Source organism: Roseofilum halophilum BLCC-M91 (assembly GCF_030068445.1).
GTDB classification, from domain to species: domain Bacteria; phylum Cyanobacteriota; class Cyanobacteriia; order Cyanobacteriales; family Desertifilaceae; genus Roseofilum; species Roseofilum halophilum.
This window is the reverse complement of sequence record NZ_JAQPOK010000164.1, coordinates 41,913-66,671: the sequence shown is the minus strand read 5'-3', so window position 1 is coordinate 66,671 and position 24,759 is coordinate 41,913. Positions and strand designations below refer to the sequence as shown.

Below are 24,759 nucleotides of genomic sequence, written 5' to 3'. Positions count from 1 at the left end.
CAGCGCTTCGCGCGGTAATGAGGTACAGTCAGAAAAGATCCCCCTAAATCCCCCTTAAAAAGGGGGACTTTTACTGCCCCCCTTTTTAAGGGGGGTTGGGGGGATCGAAATGTACCGCATAGCAGCGAAAACTGCTGTAATCTTTTTTTGGAGTGCGAGCATCTTGCTCGCTCAATGCCAATCTAGCATCCTGCTCCCTATTCTTGAGGTTAGTGAGCGAGACGCTCACACTCCTAATATTTCATCATCATATTAAGGAGTGGGAGCATCCTGCTCCCTAAAGTTTGCAACCCCTTAACGATCATATTAAGGAGTGGGAGCATCCTGCTCCCTAAAGTTTGCAACCCCTTAACGATTATATTAAGGAGTGGGAGCATCCTGCTCCCTAAAGTTTGCAACCCCTTAATGATTATATTAAGGAGTGGGAGCATCCTGCTCCCTAAAGTTTGCAACCCCTTAATGATTATATTAAGGAGTGGGAGTATCCTGCTCCCTAAAGGCTAATCTAATTTCCTGCTCCTATAATTACTAAATTTCGTCCCAACCCGTTACCCCGGAAGACATCACATAACTGGTGACTCCTGCTTCAAAGAAATTCGCCTTCGTATGTCCTTCTTTCTTCGTATCTGAAAAGCGCTCTAGATGAGCATAGGGACTCTTCTTGTATTTATCATCCCCATACATCGGCTGCAAACCGATCGCCCCCAGGCGAATATTGGCCAAGTATTTGGTGTACTGTTCCGTACTTCCTTCCGTAATCCCCAAAATCTGATTGCCAACAATATGGTTAGTCCACTGGCATTCATGCTGCACAGCTCGATCAAACATTTCATAGACTTGATCCACCGAATGGGGAAACACGGTCATTGCCTCTGGCAGGATTTTTTGATAGAGCCGAACATGGGATAATTCGTCTCGATTAATCAACTTGAAAATATCCGCACTTCCCGGCATTAACATCCGCGAAGCTAGGTTATAAAAAAAGCAAAAGCCATTGTAAAAATAAAGCCCTTCTAAAATATAATCAGCCACCAAAGAAACAAAGTATTTTTCTGGTGTAGGATTGTCAATATATTGCTGATAGAGTCCCGCCACAAACTTACAGCGATCTTTCAACACTTTATCCGTGCGCCAAAAGTCATATACATCACTCCTTCTTTCTGAAGGGATGATCGTCTCAATCATGTATTGATAACTCTGGTTGTGCATCCCCTCTTGAGCGATTTGTTCGGCCATACAGAGACTGATTTCTGGAGCAGTGACCGTACTTTTTAGATGGGGGATGTTGCAGGTTTGAACGGAATCTAAAAACGTTAAATAAGATAAGATTCCATCAAAGGCTTTCTGTTCTTCTGGGGTTAAATTCCAATAATCCACCACATCTTGGGTAATATCCAACTTTTCTGGAATCCAGAAATTTTCCCGCATCATTTTATAAAGACTAACCGCCCAAGGATAGCGGACATCATTGAGCTGCATGAGATTTGTGGTTTCACCAAACCAAATGGTTCGATGTTCCGTATCGTCGTTTCCCCCAGGATTAAATATGGGGTTGATCGTCATTTTTTGCCGTTCAAATGAGTGGGGATGATTCATTAACTTGTTGTTAGTAACAAAACGTGGAAGCAGACTATAATCTACTTCCACTTCCTGATTTTTGCAAATCAGAGGTTAATTAGCGCAAGAACTACAATCGGTTAATCCTTCCTTAAAGTCGTCCCGTTGAACGGTGCGGACGTAGTATACGGCTTTACAGTCTTGTTTCCAAGCCATGACTAAGGTTTCAAAAATGTCTTTGGCTTTGAGTGCGCGCCCTGGTTCATCCGGGAAGTAAACGCCTTCATTGAGATTGAAAAGCAATTCCATGGAAATACCGGTATCGATCCACTGCTGAATGGTGGAGACAGCAGCGACGACTTTTTTCTGTTCTAAGTTTTTGCTTTCTTGGTAATACCAGAAGGAATCGGTGATAAGGGGAGGGGCAATGGGTACGCTGCCTTTTGCCCATTTATCGTAGAAGAAACGGCTATAGGTGGGGAGAATGCTGGCGGTGCAACCTTGGACGAGGGATGAGGATGTGTTGGGGGCGATCGCCGTAATATGGCTATTGCGAATACCATAGTGTTGGATATCCTGTGACAATTTTTCCCAGCGTTCGGGTTGCCCAGAATGTTCCCGAAACCACTCTACCGGTTTAGCCCCAATCAGATGTCCCTTGCTCCACTGACTGCCCGCAAAGCACTCATAAGCACCGCGCTCTTTCGCCAATTCCATGGAAGCACGGGTACACCAATAACCCATTTCTTCAAATAAATGGCTCATTTGGGGCAAGTCTTCATAGGAGAGCTGATGTTTCGCCAACCAATCGGCTAATCCCATGGCTCCTACGCCGATGGTGCGATATCTGTCATTATGGGTTTTACTGGCTGCAAAAGGCGGATGGGTGACTTCAATGGTATTGTCCAACATGCGTACCGCCGTTTGGCAAATGTCGGCTAATTCTTCGGCTTCTACGTTGGCAAAATTGAGGCTATTCAAGTTACAGCAATGGGCTTCTTCTCCGGGGCTGACATTGCTGAAGGATTCACAACAGAGATTAACGCCGGGAATGTAGCCTTTATGGGAGTTAGGATTGGCGCGGTTAATGGTGTCCTTAAACGCTAGATAGGGCATACCGGTTTCTACCTGGGTACGCATGATGGTTTTGAACAGCTCCCTAGCATTAATGCGGTTATACAGGGTTAGGGTATATCCAACTTCTGCTTCAATTTTTTGATAAGCTTGCTCGAAGTCTTTACCCCAAAGGGTGGGTAAGTCAATGCCGAGTTTGGTTTTGACTTCATAGGGATCGACAAATGTCCAATCCTCTTTGGCGACTACCCGTCTCATGAATTCGTCTGCAATTACCAATTGGGGGAAAATATCGTAAGCTTTACGCCGTTGATCGCCGTTTTCGGTTTGCATTTCCAGGAATTCTAGGATATCTAAATGCCAGATATCCAGGCTGACGGTAACTGCACCCGCGCGTCTTCCACCTTGGTTAACGGCGATCGCCGTATCATTGAGCAGTTTAATCCAAGGCACAACTCCCCCAGAAGCGTTGGGTTTGCCCATCACCCAAGATCCCGTTGCCCGAATGCGGCTCACATTTACCCCGACACCGCCGCCATTTTTTGAAATGCGGGCGGTATCGGTTAAGGTTTGGTAAATGCTTTCTAGGTTGTCATCCATGGCGGTAATGAAACAACTGGAGAGGGAACCACCAGGAATTCGCAGGTTAGCGAGGATGGGGGTGGCTAGTGAAATCTTCCGTTGGGCGATCGCCTCATAAAACTTTTTCGCCCACTTCAACCGGTTCTGCGGTGCTTCCACCGACGCAAGTAGGAGCGCACAAGTGAGATACGCTTCTTGGGGCAATTCATCTGCAAGTAAATACCGCTTGGTTAACAGCGTTGCCCCAGCATAATCATAATCCGTGTCCCAATCGGGATTAATCCAACTCCCCGCGATTTCCAGTTCATCGGGAGTGTAGGTCAAGATCCGCTCATCATACTCATTGGCTGCTACCTTACGGGCTACCGTTTTCGGATAGTTACTATATTGATAGCCACGGGAAACCAAGGTATCTTTCCAAAGACTCCACATATGGAGCCGTCCAGCTACATACCGCCAATCCGGTTCAGTCGGACTACATAGCTCTAAACTACAATTGATCAGGTTTTCCTGAATTTCTCTAGTGGTCACCCCATCACGCAGGCGTGTCGTTAATCCTGCTTCTAATGGGATTGGACTGACCTGGGTTCCCAAGCACGCCCACTCCACAACAGCACGAATTTTGGTGATATCTAGGGCTGCACGAGTGCCATTGCGCTTAATCACATGAATCGGGGTTGTGTGGGGGGTGTGGGCTGTTACGGAGAGCGTTGGTTGCATCATAGGGAATGGAGGTACTACGATCACATGAATGAAGTGATGAGATCCTAATGTACTCCATTTTCTACATCTAGTGAAAGTATTTGACATTTTTTTTATTTTGCGCTATATGTAAGGGTATCTATACTGGGAAGGGGTTACCCCATGCCTATTTCCAGGCGATCGCCAAAATACCAAAGCTCTCTCCAGATTCGGCCATGGGTGCGTCTTGAATTGGCTGTATCTCAAAAGCCTTAAATGGGAATCGAAATCAAAAAAAATACAGCTATGCACGCGCTGCACAACCGTATAGAAAAGTTCTAGGAGTTTATATTTAACATTTCTACTGAACAGAAACCTTTTAATCGACTATTCTATTATAGCGACCTCTGATTCCTTATTTATATTTATAAAGCTTTTTATTCTCTGACGCAAGTCTAAGAGCTATGATTTTATTAAAACTTTATAAAATCAGACCATTTACAAAGTTTATGTAAAGAGAAGGAACCTCAACGACCCAAATCTCTACGGAAGTCTATGCAGCCACTGTAAAGTTACAAAAATGGTAACGGTACCCTGTCATCCATTCGTGTAAGCCAGACTAAGAGTAACAAACTGTCACGTTCAGGAGATAGACTCCAGCTATGTATCCTATTCATAAATCTGATTCGAGTTTACCCCAAAACTGGCGACGGTGGTCAATTTTGCCCTTAGCAGTTGGGGTAATGGGGTTGGCTGTATTTGTAGGTAGTCTTCAGGCTCCCAAACCGGTAAACGCGCAGGAACAACAGCAACTGCTACAAACGTTAACGGTAACCGGACGAGGGATAGAAAGCATTCCTACTACCCTAACCGCAGTCAATTTAGGGGTAGAGGTTCAGGGAAAAACGGCCCAAGAAGTACAAGCACAAGTGGCTCGACAGTCTTCAGAGGTAGTGAAGTTGCTGCAAGCGCGTCAAGTGGAGCAACTGGAAACAACGGGAATTCGGTTAACGCCCAATTATAGTTATAGCGATCGCACTCAACGCTTAACCGGGTATACTGCCACCAATACCGTCAGCTTCCGCATCGAGACCTCGAAAGCCGGTAGCCTGATTGATGACGCGGTACAAGCCGGAGCCACTCGCATTGATGGCATTAGCTTTGTTGCCACCGATGAAGCCATTGCCGCAGCCCAACAGGTTGCCCTCCGTCAGGCAACTGCCGATGCAGGGCAACAAGCCGAAACGGTTCTAGACTCCCTTAATCTCAGCTCTCGTGGTATTGTCAGCATTCAGATTAATCACGCCAACGCCCCCTCTCCCATCCGCCTCGATGGGGCAACCTTCGCACGAGCAGAGTCTGCCCCAACTCCAGTTATTGGCGGTGAGCAGCAGGTCGAAGCTTCGGTTACCTTGCAAATTAGATATTAAATGATATCAATCAATTGTAGGTTGGGTTAAACGGCAGTGAAACCCAACCAAGTTTTGCTGGTGTTGGGTTTTCCGCAAAGCGGACATCCACGTTCGGATACCCAACCTACATTCTACGAACCGAGTTTTCTATTGAACTATTTTAGGTGAGACAATCCACTACGATGATTGGCAAATCTAGCTCGATTCAAAATTCGCTGGGCATTCCGGCTGCTTCCTCATCTCGTTTAGAGCCTAATAAGTCTAAGCGATCCACCCGGATAACGGGGCTAGAGCGTTCGGCTTGAGTCATGCGATCTTGCCACTGGTCAATTTTCAACGATCCAGTCACTCCAATCTGTTTGCCTTTGCGAACGTAGTTGGCAGCAATTTCAGCCGTTTTGCCCCACAATTCCAGATTAAACCAATCCGGTTGATCGGTTCGTCGCGTGCGGCGATCGACAGCCAGAGTCAGTCTACATTTGACCGCGCCTGACTCAAAATACTTCACATCTGGGTCGATACCGACGCGACCGACTAAATGTACAACGTTGAGATCCATCTTGAACTACACCATCAGAATGATGAACAATTAATCTACTTTAGCGAATCTGAGGGGGAGTGGGGGAATTGGGGAGTGGGGGAATGGGGAAGATGAGGACAACTGACTGGACGATAGCTCAAAAACGTAATAGAATCCACGTCAGTTATATATTTTTACAATTTTAGACATTTGAACATATTGAAGTGGAGAGAGAAAAAGCGGTGGGCGTATTTAGTCGGTTTTCAAGAGATATGGGTATCGATCTCGGTACTGCAAATACATTAGTTTATGTATCGGGGAAGGGAATTGTGTTGCAGGAGCCATCTGTGGTGGCGATCGACACGGAAACCAAAGCCCCCTTAGCAGTTGGAGATGATGCGAAGAAAATGCTGGGTCGGACTCCGGGGAATGTGACCACTTTTCGCCCTCTGCGGGATGGGGTGATTGCCGATTTCGACACGGCGGAACTGATGCTTAAGCATTTTATCGAACGGGTGCATGAAGGCAAACAGGGGTTAATCCCCCCAAGGATGGTGATCGGTATTCCTTCGGGTGTAACCGGTGTGGAGCGTCGAGCGGTGATGGAAGCGGCTTCCCAGGCAGGAGCGCGGGATGTCTATTTAATTGATGAACCCGTAGCGGCGGCGATCGGAGCCGGTTTACCGGTGGCGGAACCGACGGGGAATATGATTATTGATATCGGGGGTGGAACCACAGAGGTTGCCGTTTTGAGTTTACAAGGGACGGTAATTAGTGAGTCGGTGCGCGTCGCGGGGGATGAACTGAATGATTCGATTATTCAGTATATGAAAAAAGTTCACAATTTAACCATTGGGGAACGGACGGCTGAGGATATCAAGATTCAGATTGGTTCAGCTTATCCGACTCCAGAGATTGATGAGGGGGCAATGGATGTGCGGGGGTTGCATTTACTGTCCGGTTTGCCCAGAACCGTTAGCATTAAGGCGGGTGAGATTCGCGAGAGCATGTCTGAGCCGTTATCGATGATTATTGATGCGGTGAAGCGGACTTTAGAACGGACTCCGCCGGAATTAGCGGCGGATATTATTGACCGAGGGATTATGTTGGCTGGGGGTGGGGCACTGCTTCAGGGCTTGGATACTCTGGTGAGCCATGAAACGGGAATTGTCACCCATGTGGCGGCCGATCCGTTGAGTTGTGTGGTGTTGGGCACTGGCCGAGTTTTGGAAAACTTTAAGCAGTTAGAACGAGTGTTTAGTGCGCGATCGCGGATGTAAGGTGGATGTAAGGTGAATGTATATACGTCAAATTCGTCGATGGTGGGAAAGAAATTGGTTAAACTTAGTGCTGATGATTGCGGCGCTAGGTTTAGCGGTTTATGTGCGGCAAACCCAAGGAACGTTGGTGTTTGAACTCTATGGTCGTTTGGTTGAACCCTTCCAAGGAAATCCCCCCCAACAAGAACAGTTAGCAACGGCACGGATGCTGGAGTTAGAAGCGAAAGTGGAAGAACTCGAACAGCAAAATACCCGTTTAAAGCAGTTGATTGATTATCAAGAACAGTCGAAACGACAAGGGGTCATTGCTCCCATTATTGGCCGCAGTGCGGATCATTGGTGGAAGCAAATTACTCTGGGTAAAGGTAGTGTCGATGGCATTCAAAAGGATTATATTGTCACGGGAACGGGAGGATTAATCGGTCGTGTTATTAGTGTCACGGAAAACACCAGTCGGGTGTTACTCCTGAGCGATCCAACCAGTCGGGTGGGGGCAACTATTCGCGTCGGTAAAGACCGCAGCTTTATGGGGATCTTGCATGGCAGGGGCCAAAATAAGGCGGTGATGGAGTTTTTTGATAAGGTTCCGGAGGTCAAACCAGGATACAAGGTGTTTACTTCTCCCTATTCTCCTCGATTCCAATCGGGTTTGTTAGTGGGGGTGGTAGAGTCGGTGGATTTGAAAAAAAGTCCAGCTCCAGAGGCGATCATTCGGTTTTCGGCTCCCATTGGCCATTTAGAGTGGGTGATGGTTTCTGAGGGTAAACCGGCGATGGATTTGGAATTAAATGAGTTGGATGAGTAGAAAGGGACAGGGATACAACAGTGGTAAAACAGTTACTCGATCGCCTGACTTCTTTGGGTCGTTTGGTTAATATTATCCTCACAGGCTTCTCTATCCTGTTGTGTGCCCTGATTGTGTTTACCCGATTACCGGGTATGGAATTGTTGGGTATTGGGGTGAATTGGCCGTTGGTGTGGGTGATGGTTTGGAGCTTGAAGCGTAATGCTTGGCAAGGGGCGATCGCCGGTTTAGGCTTGGGTTTACTCCAAGATGCCCTCACTTCCCCCTATCCCCTGTTAGAAAATGGGGTCGTGAATGCTTCCCCCACCCATATGTTGGGATTGGTTCTAGTGGGATTTTTGACGGGACGATTTCAAAAAGATAAATATTTCCAAGAAGACTTTATCTCGGTGGCCCTGTTGACGTTTGGCATGACGCTGTTGGCGGAAACCCTGATTGCGCTTCAGTTGGTGTTAATTGGCGATCGCGATTTCTCTAGTATTTGGATTGCCCATCAACAGATTGCTCTGTGTTCAGCGATTCTCAGTAGCCTATGGGCCCCGGTGATCTATGTGCCCATGAATTGGTTTTGGGAGCGCTTCTGGCCTAAAAATTAAGAGGGCTGGCGATCGATCGCTACACCATGGGTGGCCATCCTTGGTAAAGTAAAGATTGTTCACGATCGCGGGAATAGAGCAAGGTTTGACGACTGTGATAAATCTATCTGAACTATTAGAACGGTATCATCAAGGCGATCGCCACTTTTCAGGACTCGACCTCAAAGACCTAGAATTAGTCGAGATCAATTTGTCTGATGCTGATTTTTCCGGCACAGATTTCCGACAAGCTCGACTGGGAAAAAGCAACTTTTCTGGCGCTACACTGAAGGGGGTAAACCTCAGTGAAGCTTTACTCTGGGGAACTAACTTAACCGCAGCCAACTTGACGAAAGCTCTTTTGCGCGATACGGACTTGAGTGGAGCCAAGTTAGACCAGGCTAATTTAACCCATGCTAATCTGATCAAAGCGATTCTATCTGGCGCAACCTTGAAAGGAGCCAACCTATCCCAAGCTCTCCTCATTGATGCTGATTTACGCCCTACCTCTGACCAACCCACGAACTTAGAAGAGGTTATCTTATCTGAAGCCAATTTAAGCTACGCCAACCTCAGCCAAACCATTCTCCACCGTGCTAACTTCGATGGAGCTATTCTCTGTCGTGCTAATCTCGGATTAGGCCGCAGACTGCAAGGATTTCAAACAGATTTACGGGAAGCCAGTCTGCGCTACGCTGACCTCAGTTATGCGGATTTAACCGGAGCCATCTTACATCATGCGGATTTAACTGGGGCCGATCTCACGGGTACAATTTTGACAGATGCAGACCTGGAGGGCGCAAAACTGCCATAAGGGAATCGGCAAAAGGCAAGAGGATTAATCTGGGTGATGATTGGAAGACGAAGGGTTATCGGATGGGGAGTCTTGGGGTTACTTTCTGCTTTTACTGCTTCGTGTGTAGACAGTCCTCAATCGCCAAAATTGACTGTATTGTTGATTTCAGCCGCTTCGAGTCTCCAAGATGTCATGCAAGAGATTGGGGATATCTACCGTCAGCAAGAGCAACATATACAACTGACCTATAATTTTGGTGCTTCGGGTTCTTTGCGCTATCAAATTGAACAGGGTGCGCCCGTGGATATCTATATTTCTGCTGCCCTAAAGTATATGGATGCTCTGCAAGCCCAAGACTTGCTGCTTCCGGGTACGCGGAAAAATCTACTCAAGAATCAGATGGTTCTAATTACAGCCAAAAGAAATTCTGATATTAGTGGATTTACTCAGTTAAAGAGCGATCGCATCCAGAAAATTGCGATCGGCGCTCCTGAAAGCGTGCCCGCAGGAGCTTATGCCAAAGAAGTTTTAGAGTCTCTACACCTCTATCAATCCTTAGAACCTAAATTTGTCTTTGCCAAAGACGTGCGGCAAGTCCTGACTTATGTGGAAACCGGTAATGTAGACGCGGGTATGGTTTATCGGACGGATGCGAACATTTCAGATCGGGTTAAAATAATTGAGTTTGCCCCAGAAAATACCCATTCTCCTATTGCCTATCCCGTGGCCATTATCCGAGAGAGCAAACATCCAGAAGCTGCCCAAGAGTTTGTTCAATTTCTCTTTAGCCAACCTGCACAAGATATCTTCCAAAAATATGGGTTTATGAATAGGGAATAGGGTATAATTGTTGATTGTTTCGGCTATCGCCGACATGAAAATTTTTAACTGTTAATTTTTAATTGTTAATTGCTCTTAGATTTTTCTCCGCTCTGGATTTCTCTTAAAACGGCTTCAGTTGCCACACTTCTTGCATTTTTTGCTGGAATTATCCTAGCTGGGATAATGTTCAATTATCAGGGAAAAGGCCAGAATATTATCGATGGGATTTTAACGCTACCTCTCGTCCTTCCTCCGATTGTCGTCGGGTTTTTACTCTTATTATTATTTGGTCGCTATAGTCCCCTGGGAAAAGTCTTACAGCATTGGGGAATCAGTATTATCTTTTCTTGGAAAGGTGCGGTTATTGCATCCACTGTTGTTGCCTTGCCTTTGATGTACAAAACGACTTTAGCTGCTTTTGAACAAGTTAATGTAGATTGGGTGAACTGCGCTCGCACATTAGGAGCAACAGAACTGCGGATCTTTTGGCAAATTATTCTTCCTTTAAGTTGGCGAGGCATTGTTTCTGGAGCGATCTTAACGTTTGCTAGAGCGTTGGGCGAATTTGGGGCAACTTTAATGTTAGCCGGTAGCATTCCTGGAAAGACGCAAACGATGCCGATCGCCATTTATTTTGCGGCTGAAGCGGGAAAGATGCCAGAAGCTCTCCTTTGGGTGGTTATTCTGGTGGCGATCGCCCTCGCTGTCATTGCATCGATTAATTATGGCTCAAAAACTCAAGGGTGGTTCGATCGGCTCTGCGATCGATGGGGTGCTTCTACGTTAAGTCGGTGGTTCGTCATTATCAGTCCCTGGATCTCGCTCAACCGCTCTGTGGGCTTTACCTCAGTCACTCCACTCCAGTTCTCTAGACAAGAACTCATTGTTGATGTACAGAAGCGTTTACCCCATTTTTCCCTCAGAGTTCAGCTCAAAGCTGGCGATCGCCCCTTGGGAATTTTAGGCGCATCAGGTTCGGGAAAAAGTATGACGTTGCGCTGTATTGCCGGTTTAGAAACCCCTTCTGAAGGAACCATTCTTCTCAATAGTCGGATTTTGTTTGATTCAGCACAAGGCATTAACCTTCCTTGTCGCGATCGCCGCATTGGGTTCGTTTTCCAAAATTATGCCCTCTTTCCCCACATGAGAGTCGCTCGTAACATTGGCTTTGGTTTGCAACATCTAGAGAAAACCGAGCAACGCAAACAAGTGGACAAATACTTAGAACTGCTACAACTGCAAGAAGTCGCTCAACACTATCCCCATCAGCTCTCTGGAGGACAACAACAAAGAGTCGCCCTCGCTAGAGCCTTGGCGATCGAACCTGACGCTTTGCTGCTTGATGAACCCCTATCTGCTTTAGACAGCTATTTACGCAGCCAAATTGAACAACTTTTAGCCAAGGTCTTTACTAACTATAAAGGCGTAATTTTATTTGTCACGCACAAACTCGAAGAAGCCTATCGGGTTTGCGAACCCTTAACCATTCTCGATCGCGGTGAAGTCATTGCCTCTGGCTCTAAGCAGGACATTTTTCAACAGCCGCCCAATTTTAGAGTCGCTCAACTAACCGAATGCAAAAACTTCTCGCGGCTGCAAAGAATCGGCGATCGTCATCAAATTAAAGCCATAGACTGGGACTGTCAACTTACCGTAAAACCAGTGATTTATCCTTCTTCGGCTTATGTTGGACTCCGCGCTCATCATGTACAATTTCTCCTAGAACCAAAACCCATCAATAGCTTTCCCTGTTGGTTAGTTAAAGTCAGTGAAACCCCCCACCGTATTACCCTTTATCTCAAGCTCCATTCTGTGGGACAGCACGAAGACGATTATCATTTACAAGCAGAAATTTTTAAGGAAAAATGGCACGAAATTCAAGAGCGTCCCTTTCCTTGGTATGTTTATCTCGATCCACTGAAGCTGATTGTCATGTCTGCCTAATATCAATTAACAATTAACAATTAACAATTAACAATTAACAATTAACAATTAACAATTAACGATTTTCATGTCGGCGATTTCAACATCTTTCATGCCAGCCAGTTTTTCTAAAATACGCTTTCCTTCTTCTCCATTACGTTGGATCAAGCTCAGATGGTCAGTGTCAAGAATATACATGATGAGATTGATGGGCACTCCTTGATTATATCAAATCCTTGATTGTTGAGATTGCTTCATTCCACTGCGTTCCATTCGCAATGACTTACTCTGGCGGATTTAGATTCATGAATTGAGTTATATAGCTAGTCTAAATGAGTTGTGCAACAGGAAATGCCCTCTCCCTAATCCCTCTCCCACTCCGAGAGGGACTTCTGCTCCCCTTCTCCTGCGGGAGAAGGGGCTGGGGGATGAGGGGCAGCCATTACATAACTCATTTAGGTTTGCTATATCTAAGGTTGCAATACATTATTCGGAAAATCTCCCGTAACATTACCCGCAGGATTATAATGGCAGACCACATAAAAGGCATTAAAATTTCTTCCCTGAAGAGTTGCCGTCCCTTCTGCTGCACCACAACCTAATTCGGTACTGTTTTTCCAAACTACTTGGGTGAAATGTCCAGTAGCAGAAGCAAAACCTGGATTGGAATAGTTGTAGTCTGAGACCTCGTTGTACCAACTGGTAACGGCTTCTTCTGCTAAGGTATCCGCAGCCGGAGCCGATCCGGTGGTGTAGTAAACATATAAGTTTTCTCCCGCATTGTTTCGTTGACTGCGGGAACTATGTTCAAATATGGCATTGGCTGCCAAGTATTGTGCCCAATTTTGCGCTGTACTATTGAGGGAACTATTGAGGCTCATATTGGGGCTATGATGAGTGTTTCGATAGCTGTTGTGTTGCGATAGGGCAATGCTACGCAAGGTGTTCAAGTCCATAGATGTTTGGGCTATAGCCAGATGAGTGGCGATCGCCCCTAATGAAAGCATACTGGCTAATCCGACTAAAGTCAGGCCTAGGAATGGTTTAGTGTTCATTTTCATCTTTCTTCAGTCTCGATTAGGGGCACACAAACCGGGTTTCGTTGTCAAAAATATTCGTAGAAACCCGGTTTCTAGGTTAACGCACGGTCTCGCGGATGGCTTCTGCGTCAATGGGTTTGATCAGATATAAACGTAGCATATCCCAGCCAATTCCAGCCATTAAGGGCAGTTTGCGGAAGAATTTGACGATTTTAGGGGCACTGCTGCGATCGATGGCTGCCATTTCCATATTGCGCTCTGAACAGCGATAAACCCGTGGGAAAAATTCGGGGTGATCCACATTTAAAATGACTGGGAAGGCGCGACCTGCTGTAGCATTGGTGTTGCAAACCACGGTTTGGTCATATTCTCTGGCATCTAAACCAATCATTTCATAAAAGTCAGTGCGCTCGTCTACGGTGAGGGAGTGGGTGACAAAGACGGTGAGGAGGAAAAAGCGGGCCCAGAGTCGTCCTGTCCAGCTATCCCACATATGACGCTGCGATCGCAACAAGGCGGTAAAAATATCTCCATGACGGTTTTCATCTTGACACCAGCTTTCAAAGAACCGGAACAGGGGATAAAACTGATATTCGGGATGTTTCTCTAAATGACGGTAAACGGTGATGTAGCGCCAATAGCCAATTTTTTCTGACAGATAGACTGCATAGATGATCCACTCTGGCTTAAAAAAGGTATAGGTGCGGTTTTTGGTCAGATAGCCCAGATCCAGAGAGATCTTAAAATCGCTCATGGCTTTATTCAAAAACCCAGCATGACGGGCTTCATCCCGCGCCATTAGGTTAAATACTTCTGATAATAGGGGCTGAGTTTCTTTGAGCTTGCGCGAGAGTTCCTTAAAGAGCAAAAAGCCGGAGAATTCAGATGTACACGAGCGCTCTAGGAAGTCTACAAACGTAGCGCGGGTTTTTTCATCGAGATGTTCCCAAGACTGGTCAAAGCTCTCATCCCGGACAAAGTGATGGCGGTTGTAGTCTGCTTTCATTTCAGCGACCATGGCCCGCAGTTCGGCTTCTTGGCTAGAAATATCCATCGAGGCGATCGCCTCAAAATCCGTGGTATAAAACCGAGGAGTCAGGAGGGTTTCCTGGACTGGAGCTTTTACACCCGGCTTGAGTTCTGCGATCGTGGGTTGTGAGAGCGTTTTTACCATAATCGGATACAAAATCAATTTATCGATACATCAGTCTATAACGAAGATAAGAATTGGTCGTCAATTCTCATAAAATATTTACATTGCTTTACGGTTCTTGTTGGTTGTATGCAAAACGCTACAAATACAAGGCTGGTAAAAAGAGAGCCAGGTTAGGCGATCGCTTCCCCCATGATGCCGAAGTTAGACCTGGGGTGTGGCGATCGGGTTTACTGGCAAAAGTATTAAGTTTTGAAAAAAAATCCACCATTTGAGCTTAATCACTATAAAGTGATTAGAGTTCAAATTCTAAAACATCAAGTCTACGACATTACTAGAAGTTACTATGAGTCATTCCGAAGCCTCCAACCTGCCTCCGACAGATTCTCGCGAACGGTTTAAAACCTGGGTTATGGGCTTACAAGAGCAAATCTGTCAAGGACTAGAAGAGATCGATGGTCAAGCTAAATTTAAACAAGACCAATGGGACAGGGCCGAAGGAGGTGGGGGTCGTTCCAGAGTGATCCGAGACGGTCGAGTTTTTGAACAAGGTGGAGTTAACTTTTCTGAAGTTTGGGGAGAAGGCCTACCCCCTTCTATCCTGACCCAACGTCCAGAAGCAGCCGGTCATCCCTTCTTTGCCACAGGAACATCGATGGTGTTGCATCCCCGTAACCCTTATATTCCCACGGTTCACCTCAATTACCGTTACTTTGAAGCCGGGCCGGTTTGGTGGTTTGGGGGTGGAGTCGATCTAACCCCCTACTATCCGTTTGCTGAAGATGCGATTCGCTTCCATCAAACCATTAAAGATGCTTGCGATAAGCACGATCCGCAATATTATCCCACCTTCAAGCGCTGGTGTGATGAATATTTCTATCTCAAGCATCGTCAAGAAACCAGAGGAGTTGGCGGTATTTTCTTTGATTACCAAGATGGTCGGGGACAGTTATATCGAGGCCCCAATGCGGAAGGAGGAGCGGCACAATATAGTCAACAAGTGGGCGAAACTTCCCATAATTGGGAAGACATCTTTGGCTTTGTGCAAAGTTGTGGCAATTCCTTTCTTGATGCCTATCTTCCGATTATTGAGCGCCGACAAGATATAGAATATGGCGATCGCGAGCGCAACTTCCAACTGTATCGTCGCGGACGCTACGTTGAATTTAACCTCGTCTATGACCGGGGAACCATCTTTGGCTTACAAACCAATGGCCGTACTGAGTCTATTTTAATGTCCTTACCTCCCCTGGTGCGCTGGGAATATTGCTATAGTCCAGAACCGGGTAGCCGAGAAGAGGAACTCTACACCACGTTCCTAAAACCTCAAGATTGGGCTAACTGGGACAAACAAGATGCTTCTAGCGAATTAGTGGGAGCCAAATAGATCGGTAATCTGAGCTATTTACTCTAGCGGAAGTTGGGCAAAATGTTCCAGCAACAGGCGGTGGATGAAAATATAGCCACCGCCTACTTTTTGCAAGAAAATCAGACCAGTTGTCAATGGCTTACAATCGTTGCTTTCATCAAATAGAAATGGTATGATCTGAAAGGGTTTTTCCGCTTCGTGGACATGAACAAGCGGGCTTGGTGTTACCCTAAAATGAAAGGAAAACGCTTGAGAAGCCTATGTTACTCAACTATAATCCCAGAGCTTGCTTACCCTCTGCTGAAGATTTACCCGATTCAGATTATACTCCTGTGGATAACGAACTACAAGATTTAATTCCCAGTTTGCTCAAAGCGATGCTGGCTTTAATTTGGGCAGAACGGATGGATTGGTTTTTTGGGATAGATATGGGAATCTATTACGATCCGAGCCAACCTGCAATTGTCCCCGATGGCTTTTTGAGTGTCGGTGTACCAAGAATTATTGACTCGGATTTACGTTTATCCTATGTGCTGTGGGAAGAGCAAAAATTTCCCACCCTGGTGTTAGAAGTTGTTTCCCATAAACGGCGGAAAGAATATACTCAGAAAAAAGAAGAATATGCCGAAATGGGAATTTTATATTATGCGATCTATAACCCTTTAAGGAAAAGAAAACAGAAGTTGGAAGTTTATGAACTCCAAGCCGGTGAATATCAATTATTATCCGGGGAACCGGTGTGGCTATCTGAGTTAAATTTAGGCATCGGTAGAGCGGAGGGAAGCTATCAGGGAATAGAGAGAGAATGGCTCTATTGGTATGATGAGCAGGGAGAGCGCTATTTAACACCAGAGGAACAAATGATCTCGGCTCAACAACGGGCATTATCCGCAGAACAGAAAGCCGAGAAGCTCGCCCAAAAACTGAGAGAATTAGGCATCGATCCCGATCGCCTAGACCCATAATCGATTATTGAGGGGCGATCGCACAGTATCATAGAATATAGCCCTCATCTTATCCATCTGTCCTGTGACTGCGATCGCCCCTACCCTAAACTCCCTCCTCAAACCCTCCCAACTGTTGCCCTTTGAGCAGCTCGAACCCTCCCTACAACAGCATTTTCAACAAGCTTGGCAACCCGGATCGCCCCCTCCCTCCGTGGCATATCCCGAAACTCAAGAACAACTCGGCGAAGTGATGAAACTCGCCAAAGCCAACCAATGGCGGGTTTTACCCTGGGGAGCAGGCAGTAAAATTCATTGGGGAGGCATCGGTAAAGCCGTCGATCTCCTCATCAGTACCCAACGCATAAATCAAGTTGTTGAACATGCATCCGGAGACCTCACAATTACCGTAGAAGCCGGGATCACCTTGGCACAGGTGAATCAATTTTTAGCGCCCCATAACCAGTTTTTAGCCTTCGATCCCGCCTACCCCAACCAAGCCACTATCGGCGGTATCATTGCCACAGCAGATACCGGCAGTTGGCGACATCGGTATGGGGGGGTGCGCGATCGCCTGATTGGGATCTCCTTTATTCGCAGTGATGGCGAGTTAGCCAAAGCGGGGGGTAGAGTGGTCAAAAATGTAGCTGGTTATGATCTCATGAAACTGCTCATTGGCAGTTATGGCAGTTTAGGCATCATCTCCCAAGCCACCTTCCGCCTCTATCCCATTCCCCAAAGTTCAGCCACCGTCGTACTTTCAGGAAATCCAGAGGCGATCGCCCAAGCCACCCAAACCCTACTGAGTTCCAGTTTAACCCCCACCGCCCTCGATCTTAGACCCCAAAACGACCAAATTTTACTCATTGCTCGGTTCCAAAGCATACCCTTAAGCGTCCAAGAACAAGTTCAACGGGTACTCGACATCGGTCAAACCTTAGAATTGAGCGCCCAAATTTACGAGCAGCAAGACGAAACTCAACACTGGCAAACCTGGCAACATCAGATCTGGGAACCCCACCCCCAAAAGGGGATTTGTAAACTCGGCATTCGCCCCACAGAAGCCGTGAATCTATTACTAAAAATTCAACAACTCCCCCAAGTGCAAAGCGCATGTGTCATTCATGCCCGAACCGGGTTAGGATTATTGGGGTGTCATCAAATACGCTCGACGCAACTGCTAGAGTTGCGATCCTATCTCACCTCCCATGGCGGCTTTCTCACTCTTCTAGAAGCGCCCCGCTCCCTCAAACAATCCCTAGACGTATGGGGCTATACGGGCAATGCCCGGAAAATAATGCAAAACATCAAACATCAATTCGATCCCGATTCCTTGCTCAGTTGCGATCGCTTTATTCAATAAACCCACTCGATTCTATAGTATCGATTAGCATAAACCATGTTTGTTACCTTGCACAAAAGTAACCCTTTTTTGCATAATTAAAACTATCACCCATTACCCATTACCCATTACCAGGGCGAAGCGCTATTTTTATGACCACCTCAGACTCCATCCCCGCCAGAAACAGTAATTTCTTAGCTCAAAATCCCCATCTTCCCTCTGGATTCGATCCCCAAAATCCCCCCAAACCAGAATTAATTGATGCCTGTGTTCATTGCGGATTTTGCCTCTCCACCTGCCCCAGTTATCGAGTGCTAGGAAAAGAAATGGACTCCCCCAGAGGACGCATTTATCTGATGGATGCCATTAACCAAGGTGAAGCCCCCTTAGCCCCCGCAACTTCCCAACATTTTGACACCTGTTTAGGCTGTTTAGCCTGTGTGAGTACCTGTCCCTCTGGCGTGCAGTACGATAAACTCATTTCTGCCACTCGCCACCAAGTCGAACGCAATATCGATCGCAATGTTGGCGATCGCCTCATTCGCTCCTTAATCTTCAATCTTTTTCCCTATCCCAATCGCTTAGTTCCCCTGCTCTATCCCCTCTATCTCTATCAAAAATCCGGCTTACAATCCCTGATTCGTCGCACCAACCTGCTGAAAAAAGTATCCCCTCGCTTGGCAGCCATGGAATCCATTTTACCCCAGATTTCCCTCGCTTCCCTGGGCCATTCCTTTGCTGATGTCATTCCTGCCCAAGGCAAAAAACGCTATCGAGTCGGGGTGATTATTGGCTGCGTGCAACGGCTGTTTTTTAATCCCGTGAATGCGGCAACCATTCGCGTTTTAACCGGGAATGGTTGTGAAGTCGTCATTCCCAAAACCCAAGGCTGTTGCGGCGCACTCCCAGAACATCAAGGGCAAACCCAAGCCGCCCAAGATTTAGCCCGGCAAATGATTGATTCTTTTGCCAATTTAGATCTTGATTATGTGATTATCAATGCGGCAGGATGTGGCCATACCTTGAAAGAATACGGCCATATTTTAGCCGACGATCCCAATTATCGAGACAAAGCGAAACAGTTTGTCAGTCAAGTCAAAGATATTCAAGAATTTTTAGCCATGGTGGGATTAACAGCGCCCTTATCTCCCCTAGCTGAAGACAACTTGAAGATTGTCTATCAGGATGCTTGTCATCTCTTACATGGACAAAAAATCAGCGTTCAACCCCGGCAACTCTTAAAACAAATTCCAGGCGTACAGTTGAAAGAACCCCTTGATGCTGCTTTGTGTTGTGGCAGTGCCGGTGTTTATAATATGTTGCAGCCAGAGGTGGCTGAAAGCTTAGGCGATCAAAAAGTGACGAATTTGCTCAATACGGGAGCCGATTTAATTGCCTCTGCCAATCCAGGCTGTAGTTTGCAGATCAAAAAACATTTACAGCAGCAGGGTAAGACAGTTTCGATTTTCCATCCTATGGAGCTACTCGATTATTCCATGCGAGGTGTTGCTCTCTCTACTCTCGAGAGTAATTAATCTGGGGATGAGGATTGAGAGATGGGTAACCAAATTTCAAAGGTTGTACCGCTTCCCGGTTGCGATCGCAACTTCAGCTCTCCTTTATGTTTCTCTGTTACAATCTGGTGGGAAATTGCCAACCCCAATCCCGTACCTTTCCCCACCGGTTTAGTCGTAAAAAAGGTTTCAAAAATTCGCTCTTGAATCTCCGCAGGTATACCCACTCCATTATCCGCAATTTGGATTTTAACCCATTCTGACTCATCCGCTTCCGCCAACCATTCGGTGGTAATTGTAATTTCCGGTTGCCATTGCTCCGATTGTTCCCGCTCATTCAAAGCATCAATAGCATTGGTGAGTAAATTCATGAAAACTTGACTCAGTTGCCCAGAATAGCACTCAACTAAGGGCAACTCTCCGTAATTTTTCACCAAGTTAATCCCATATTTGAGCTTATTGCGTAAAATCAACAAGGTGCTATCTAAACATTCATGAAGATTGGCAAGCTGGGCGTGGTTTTCACCCATATGGGAAAAGTTCCGCATTCCCCCGACTAACTGATTTAAGCGCTCGGCACTCTCCTGCATACTGTCAATGAGTTCCGGCAAATCATTCTCTAAATACTCAAAATCAATATCTTCTTTTAAATCTTCAATGGCTTCGGGATCTTCACCCGATTCTTTCTTATAAGCATCGACCAAATCGAGTAAATCCTGACTATAGGTTTTTAAAAATTTCACATTTCCCCATAGGGTATTCACCGGATTTCTAATTTCATGGGCTAATCCAGCCACCATTTGTCCTAAACTGGCTAATTTCTCTGTTTGAATCAGATGGGCTTGGGTATTTTCGCGTAACAATTGGGTGGTTAACTCATGAATTTTAGATTGGGCTAGGAGTAATTGATGAATATCGAGCAAGCAATACCGATGGGTGGAACATTCAATCACTACCGGTTCATAGAGTTTTTCTGGAGGGCGTTCTAGGGATTGTACGGCTGCTTCGACAATCGGCGTTTCTCCGGAGAAAATCAAGTGACCAGGGGAAAGGTGGTCGCCCACTTTTTGATTGGCGAGCCGATTTAAAACCCTAATTTCTCGGCGAATAAAAACCTCTAAACCATAGGGACGACTCAGTTGCTCTAAAAACCGTCTTCGGGAAATCATGCCGGCCAATTGCCCTTTATCGGTTAAAATCACACCGGGTAATAGGGAATGCTCTTTGAAAATTTGAGCTACGATACGCCCCGGTTGACTCACATCTACAGAGCATTCCCACAAGGATAAGTCTCCTAAAGTTGAATCGATATTAACTTCAGTGGCGTTTAGACCGGATCGAGCCACGACCTGTGTTGCTATTTCTGACACTTGTGCCACCATATTTTTAATCTTGCAAAAACTCCTCTTCTATTATAGGAAACTCGAATTATAATAGACTATAAGAATTGTCGATCTAAGTCAATTTTTATCATTGTCTTAAACCTTATTTTACTTATTTAACCTAAACTTAATCTCAGGGTTTATAGGTTTCTATTTGTAGAAAGATAAAGGCGCGATCGCACCCGTTCTAAACAGAACTCATCAACTAATGTCCAGCCCCATTGGGGGCGGATTTCCGGGCGTTTATGGGGGGTGATGACCATCAGGCGATCGCCAATGCAACTGAGCTGATAGACTAAAGCGGGTAGGCGCGATCGCTCCAGCAAATGTAGGGCAAAACTACACACAATCAACCCATAGTCGCGTCCCCATAACGCCCCCTGTCCAATTTCCTCAAACCGGTAACCCTCAGCGACCTGTCCCGTGCGCTCCAGATAAGCCTGCTGAGTATAGGGATCGATGCCGTGTATCTCCCGCCATCCCAACTCACGCAAAGCCAAAGTGACTTCACCACTGCCACAAGCCAAATCTAAAACCGGTAAACCCTCCCTAGGGATAGCCGCCAACCCTTGAGTCAAAACTCGGCCAATTCTATCCTCATGGGGATTACGATAGGTCGAACCGTGGTGTTGGTAAAATGCCTCTACTCCCCAGGTTTCATAAGCCTGACGAATGGCGACATCATCCTCAATGGACTCACAGTCGCTCCAATTCCAGCACATACACCTCCCCTAACTCCTGTCCTTGAATGGGAATACTTTGATGGCGCAATTGTCCACGTACTTTCACGGAATCGCCGATGGCCGGTTCCTGTACTTCTCCGGTCGTCAGCACGACCACAACCCCCGTATCATCCTCTAACTGATAGGCATAGCGATTCAGTAGGGGAATCAGTTTCACCACTCTACCCTGAAGATAGACCGTCTCTGAAGCAGTGGGGGATAGACTCTCAATCGGGGTAATCAGATTAGAGGGTAAACCGAACCCAAACGGCAAAGGAGACTCTAGATTACATCCCCACAAACTGGCCGCCAACACTAGGCTAATCACTCTCGATCCTCCCAACCCTTGGCTTGAGCATAAACGCATTGTGGAATCTACTCAAAATTACGCCTTGATTCTAGCGAAAGTTGCCAGGAGCAGGAAGAAATGGTAAGTGAAGAAAGGGATTAATGATCAATTACCCATTACCGATTACCGATTACCCGCGCGTAGCGCGATTGATTCTGAGCATGGCAAACGACACCCCACAAATTCTCGATGGTAAGACAACGGCTCGCACCATCAAAGCTCGCTTAAAAGCCGAAATTGAGTCCTTACAACCCCAAATGGGTCGTCCTCCGGGGTTAGCGGTACTACTGGTGGGCGATGACCCTGCCAGTACCATCTATGTCAGAAATAAACAAAAAGCGTGCGATCGCATTGGCATCAGTTCTTTTGGGCGCACCTTCCCCGCTTCTACCTCCCAAAGTGAACTGGAAGAGACGATTACAGCGCTGAATGAAGACCCGCGAGTGGATGGGATTTTAGTCCAACTGCCCCTACCCAATCATTTAGATGCAGTTGCCCTCTTGCATCGGATCGACCCCCAGAAGGATGTGGATGGACTACACGCGACCAACTTAGGAAAACTGGTGCGATCGGAAATTGGACTTCGCAGTTGCACCCCCGAAGGTGTGATGTACCTGCTCAAAGAATATGGCATTGAGATCTCTGGGAAAAATGCTGTGGTGGTAGGGCGCAGTATTTTAGTGGGTAAACCCATGGCCTTAATGTTGCTCGAAGCCAACGCCACCGTAACGGTTGCCCATTCGCGATCGCAAAATCTCTCGGAAATTACCCGCTCTGCTGATATCCTAGTTTCTGCGGTGGGCCGACCTCAAATGATTACTTCCGAATGGGTTAAACCCGGTGCGGTGGTGATTGATGTGGGAATTAATCGCATTCCCGGCAATGAGGGCAAAGGAAAATTAGTCGGAGATGTGGATATGACCGCCGTCAAACCCATCTGTAGCGCCATTACCCCCGTTCCCGGTGGCATTGGCCCGATGACGGTGGCCATATTATTGCAAAATACAGTATGGAGTTACCGTCAAAAGATCGCGTAAATTTAAAGATCTAACCTGATTTAACCCCCATTGAGAATGGTACTAACAAACGACATGGAATCCCCTCAATCAGCGATCGCCTTTGATTTAAACGCTTATTTAGGCGATCGCAAGCGCCAAGTAGAAGCCGCCCTAGAGCAAGCCGTTCCCCTCCTCTACCCAGAAACGCTCTATGAATCCATGCGCTACTCCCTCCTAGCCGGAGGTAAACGTCTGCGTCCGATTCTCTCTCTCGCCAGTTGCGAACTCTCTGGGGGCACAATCGACATGGCTATGCCTACCGCTTGCGCTTTAGAGATGCTCCATACCATGTCTTTGATCCATGATGATTTACCCGCCATGGACAACGATGACTATCGTCGCGGTAAACTCACCAACCACAAAGTCTATGGCGACGACATCGCCATTTTAGCCGGGGATGGCCTCTTAACCTACGCCTTTGAACATATTGCCCGTCAGACTCAAGGCGTTAAGAGCGATCGCATTTTACAGGTCATCATCGAAATCACCAGCGCCGTAGGTGCAACCGGGTTAGTCGGTGGACAAGTGGTGGATCTCGAATCGGAAGGCAAATCTGATGTGGATGTCTCCACCTTAAACTATATCCATACCCACAAAACCGGTGCATTACTCGAAGCTTGTGTCGTTTCTGGAGCCATCCTAGCCGGTGCATCCTCAGAATTATTAGAGCGTCTGAGACAATATGCCCAAAATATCGGCCTCGCCTTTCAGATTGTCGATGATATCCTCGATATTACGGCCACCTCTGAGGAACTGGGAAAAACCAGTGGTAAAGATGCTCAAGCCCAAAAAGTGACTTATCCGAGTCTTTGGGGAATTGAGAAATCTAAACAAGAAAGTAAGGCCTTGATTGAACAAGCAAAAGCCCAGTTAGAGGGGTATGGAGAAGCGGCGAACCCCCTACTGGCGATCGCCGACTTTATTACCGCCCGAAGTTACTAGAGAATGAGGTATGCAGGTTGTGAATGAGATTCTGGGGAACCGGATATTAATCGTCGCTTTGATTGCTTGTTTAAGTGCCCAGGTGATTAAATTAGTCGTGGATGTGATTCAGCATCAAAAGCTCAATATTCGCGCTTTAGTCACCACGGGCGGAATGCCCAGCTCCCATTCTGCCCTGGTGTCTGCCCTAGCCACCGGCATCGGCATGACCACGGGATGGTCGAGTCCAGAATTTGCGATCGCCACCATCTTTGCCATCATCGTCATGTATGATGCCGCAGGCGTTCGCCAAGCCGCCGGAAAACAAGCCCGTATCCTTAATCAAATTATTGATGAATTATTCCAGGAAAACCCGGAATTTAACGAAGACCGACTCAAAGAACTCCTCGGCCATACCCCATTCCAAGTGATCATGGGATTACTCCTAGGCGTATTCATCGCTTGGTTAGCATGTCGTTATGCCCTGTAATGGGTAATGGGTAATTGGTAATTGGTGATTGGTAAACCAATCTCCAGTTACCTAATTACCGATTTAAAGATTTGAGATATGCATTAAGTTTGGGGTTTAGTTCATCTAAAAGTAATTTTAGGCGATCGGATGTATCCCGATCTATCAAACGGCGAGTATAAGCCAATCGTAAAAAGCTCGTTGTTTCATATAGCGATCCCCTCGCAATGCGAATAAACCGTTGATTATCCTTAAAATGCCACCGTCCTCGACCCTCAGCAATATTCGCACAGATACTATCTGCTGCTCTCACTAATTGTTTACCAACAGTATCTTTCGCAAAACCATCCCATGAAATTACCATTTCCCAAATCTCATTAGCTAACTTTTCGGCTAACCGATAAACCTCCACTTCTTCAAAATCTGGTCTTCCCATTACCCATTACCCATTACCCATTACCCATTACCC

At 46.5% G+C, this 24,759-nt stretch carries 25 protein-coding genes; 14 read left to right on the top strand and 11 right to left on the bottom strand.

The window, feature by feature from the left end; translation table 11 throughout:
- Window positions 1-528: 528 nt before the first annotated feature.
- Window positions 529-1,563, bottom strand: coding sequence for a ribonucleotide-diphosphate reductase subunit beta (locus PJF56_RS21405; RefSeq protein ID WP_347179608.1), 1,035 nt, complete (start codon window positions 1,561-1,563; stop codon window positions 529-531).
- A 108-nt stretch (window positions 1,564-1,671) separates the two neighbouring features.
- A complete protein-coding gene (locus PJF56_RS21400; RefSeq protein WP_283764753.1) occupies window positions 1,672-3,936 on the bottom strand; it encodes a ribonucleoside-diphosphate reductase subunit alpha in 2,265 nt (754 codons plus the stop codon).
- Window positions 3,937-4,556: 620 nt separating this feature from the next.
- Here PJF56_RS21400 and PJF56_RS21395 point away from each other — a divergent pair.
- A complete protein-coding gene (locus PJF56_RS21395) occupies window positions 4,557-5,324 on the top strand; it encodes an SIMPL domain-containing protein (protein WP_283764752.1) in 768 nt (255 codons plus the stop codon).
- A gap of 187 nt (window positions 5,325-5,511) precedes the next feature.
- Here the strand turns inward: PJF56_RS21395 and PJF56_RS21390 are convergent, their stop codons facing one another.
- Entirely contained in the window at window positions 5,512-5,865 is a 354-nt protein-coding gene (locus PJF56_RS21390; protein WP_283764751.1) for a single-stranded DNA-binding protein, read from the bottom strand.
- Window positions 5,866-6,068: 203 nt separating this feature from the next.
- Here PJF56_RS21390 and PJF56_RS21385 point away from each other — a divergent pair, with 203 nt between their 5' ends.
- The 6 genes from PJF56_RS21385 (at window position 6,069) to modB (ending at window position 12,048) form a co-directional block, all read left to right on the top strand.
- Window positions 6,069-7,106, top strand: coding sequence for a rod shape-determining protein (locus tag PJF56_RS21385; RefSeq protein ID WP_347178861.1), 1,038 nt, complete (start codon window positions 6,069-6,071; stop codon window positions 7,104-7,106).
- Window positions 7,107-7,122: 16 nt separating this feature from the next.
- Complete coding sequence (mreC, locus tag PJF56_RS21380; protein WP_283764749.1) at window positions 7,123-7,911, top strand: rod shape-determining protein MreC; 789 nt, start codon at window positions 7,123-7,125, stop codon at window positions 7,909-7,911.
- Between the two features lie 20 nt (window positions 7,912-7,931).
- Window positions 7,932-8,507, top strand: coding sequence for a rod shape-determining protein MreD (mreD, locus tag PJF56_RS21375; RefSeq protein WP_283764748.1), 576 nt, complete (start codon window positions 7,932-7,934; stop codon window positions 8,505-8,507).
- 94 nt (window positions 8,508-8,601) lie between these two features.
- Window positions 8,602-9,300 (top strand): heterocyst differentiation pentapeptide repeat protein HetL, encoded by a 699-nt coding sequence (gene hetL, locus PJF56_RS21370; protein WP_283764747.1) that lies wholly within the window; start codon window positions 8,602-8,604, stop codon window positions 9,298-9,300.
- Between the two features lie 36 nt (window positions 9,301-9,336).
- On the top strand, window positions 9,337-10,122 hold the full coding sequence (gene modA, locus PJF56_RS21365; protein WP_283764746.1) for a molybdate ABC transporter substrate-binding protein: 786 nt from the start codon (window positions 9,337-9,339) through the stop codon (window positions 10,120-10,122).
- Window positions 10,123-10,191: 69 nt separating this feature from the next.
- On the top strand, window positions 10,192-12,048 hold the full coding sequence (gene modB, locus PJF56_RS21360) for a molybdate ABC transporter permease subunit (protein ID WP_283764745.1): 1,857 nt from the start codon (window positions 10,192-10,194) through the stop codon (window positions 12,046-12,048).
- Between the two features lie 48 nt (window positions 12,049-12,096).
- Here the strand turns inward: modB and PJF56_RS21355 are convergent, their stop codons facing one another.
- The 4 genes from PJF56_RS21355 to PJF56_RS21340 form a co-directional block, all read right to left on the bottom strand.
- Window positions 12,097-12,225 (bottom strand): hypothetical protein, encoded by a 129-nt coding sequence (locus PJF56_RS21355; protein ID WP_283764744.1) that lies wholly within the window; start codon window positions 12,223-12,225, stop codon window positions 12,097-12,099.
- Window positions 12,226-12,497: 272 nt separating this feature from the next.
- Window positions 12,498-13,082: a CAP family protein gene (locus PJF56_RS21350; RefSeq protein ID WP_283764743.1), complete on the bottom strand. Its 585-nt coding sequence runs from the start codon at window positions 13,080-13,082 to the stop codon at window positions 12,498-12,500.
- Between the two features lie 82 nt (window positions 13,083-13,164).
- Entirely contained in the window at window positions 13,165-14,241 is a 1,077-nt protein-coding gene (acsF, locus tag PJF56_RS21345) for a magnesium-protoporphyrin IX monomethyl ester (oxidative) cyclase (RefSeq protein ID WP_283764742.1), read from the bottom strand.
- A 118-nt stretch (window positions 14,242-14,359) separates the two neighbouring features.
- Window positions 14,360-14,491, bottom strand: a complete 132-nt coding sequence (locus PJF56_RS21340; RefSeq protein WP_283764741.1) for a hypothetical protein — start codon at window positions 14,489-14,491, stop codon at window positions 14,360-14,362.
- A gap of 75 nt (window positions 14,492-14,566) precedes the next feature.
- Between PJF56_RS21340 and hemF the strand changes: the two genes are divergently transcribed.
- The 4 genes from hemF (at window position 14,567) to PJF56_RS21320 (ending at window position 19,410) form a co-directional block, all read left to right on the top strand.
- Window positions 14,567-15,607, top strand: a complete 1,041-nt coding sequence (gene hemF, locus PJF56_RS21335; protein WP_283764740.1) for an oxygen-dependent coproporphyrinogen oxidase — start codon at window positions 14,567-14,569, stop codon at window positions 15,605-15,607.
- A gap of 242 nt (window positions 15,608-15,849) precedes the next feature.
- On the top strand, window positions 15,850-16,554 hold the full coding sequence (locus tag PJF56_RS21330) for a Uma2 family endonuclease (RefSeq protein ID WP_283764739.1): 705 nt from the start codon (window positions 15,850-15,852) through the stop codon (window positions 16,552-16,554).
- 64 nt (window positions 16,555-16,618) lie between these two features.
- Window positions 16,619-17,896, top strand: coding sequence for an FAD-binding oxidoreductase (locus PJF56_RS21325; protein WP_283764738.1), 1,278 nt, complete (start codon window positions 16,619-16,621; stop codon window positions 17,894-17,896).
- A gap of 131 nt (window positions 17,897-18,027) precedes the next feature.
- Entirely contained in the window at window positions 18,028-19,410 is a 1,383-nt protein-coding gene (locus PJF56_RS21320) for a (Fe-S)-binding protein (protein WP_283764737.1), read from the top strand.
- On the opposite strand, the gene PJF56_RS21315 is transcribed toward PJF56_RS21320, so the two are convergent.
- The 3 genes from PJF56_RS21315 to PJF56_RS21305 all read right to left on the bottom strand — a co-directional run bounded on the left by PJF56_RS21315 (window position 19,407) and on the right by PJF56_RS21305 (window position 21,860).
- Window positions 19,407-20,771 carry a sensor histidine kinase gene (locus PJF56_RS21315; RefSeq protein ID WP_283764736.1) on the bottom strand — a complete coding sequence of 455 codons (1,365 nt, stop codon included), beginning with the start codon at window positions 20,769-20,771 and terminating at the stop codon, window positions 19,407-19,409. The two genes, PJF56_RS21320 and PJF56_RS21315, sit on opposite strands and share 4 nt — an antisense overlap.
- A gap of 140 nt (window positions 20,772-20,911) precedes the next feature.
- Window positions 20,912-21,493 (bottom strand): class I SAM-dependent methyltransferase, encoded by a 582-nt coding sequence (locus PJF56_RS21310; protein WP_283764735.1) that lies wholly within the window; start codon window positions 21,491-21,493, stop codon window positions 20,912-20,914.
- Complete coding sequence (locus PJF56_RS21305; RefSeq protein ID WP_283764734.1) at window positions 21,468-21,860, bottom strand: hypothetical protein; 393 nt, start codon at window positions 21,858-21,860, stop codon at window positions 21,468-21,470. Before PJF56_RS21305 ends, PJF56_RS21310 begins: the two co-directional genes overlap by 26 nt.
- Before the next feature lie 143 nt (window positions 21,861-22,003).
- Between PJF56_RS21305 and folD the strand changes: the two genes are divergently transcribed.
- From folD to PJF56_RS21290, 3 genes are read left to right on the top strand one after another with little or no spacing between them, the layout of a single operon-like run.
- Complete coding sequence (folD, locus tag PJF56_RS21300) at window positions 22,004-22,879, top strand: bifunctional methylenetetrahydrofolate dehydrogenase/methenyltetrahydrofolate cyclohydrolase FolD (RefSeq protein WP_283764733.1); 876 nt, start codon at window positions 22,004-22,006, stop codon at window positions 22,877-22,879.
- Between the two features lie 36 nt (window positions 22,880-22,915).
- Window positions 22,916-23,842, top strand: coding sequence for a geranylgeranyl diphosphate synthase CrtE (crtE, locus tag PJF56_RS21295; protein ID WP_283764732.1), 927 nt, complete (start codon window positions 22,916-22,918; stop codon window positions 23,840-23,842).
- Between the two features lie 10 nt (window positions 23,843-23,852).
- The gene (locus tag PJF56_RS21290; RefSeq protein ID WP_283764731.1) at window positions 23,853-24,311 is read left to right on the top strand and encodes a divergent PAP2 family protein; all 459 of its coding nucleotides are present in this window, start codon (window positions 23,853-23,855) and stop codon (window positions 24,309-24,311) included.
- A gap of 55 nt (window positions 24,312-24,366) precedes the next feature.
- On the opposite strand, the gene PJF56_RS21285 is transcribed toward PJF56_RS21290, so the two are convergent.
- Window positions 24,367-24,726, bottom strand: coding sequence for a four helix bundle protein (locus PJF56_RS21285; protein WP_283764730.1), 360 nt, complete (start codon window positions 24,724-24,726; stop codon window positions 24,367-24,369).
- Window positions 24,727-24,759 lie beyond the last annotated feature (33 nt).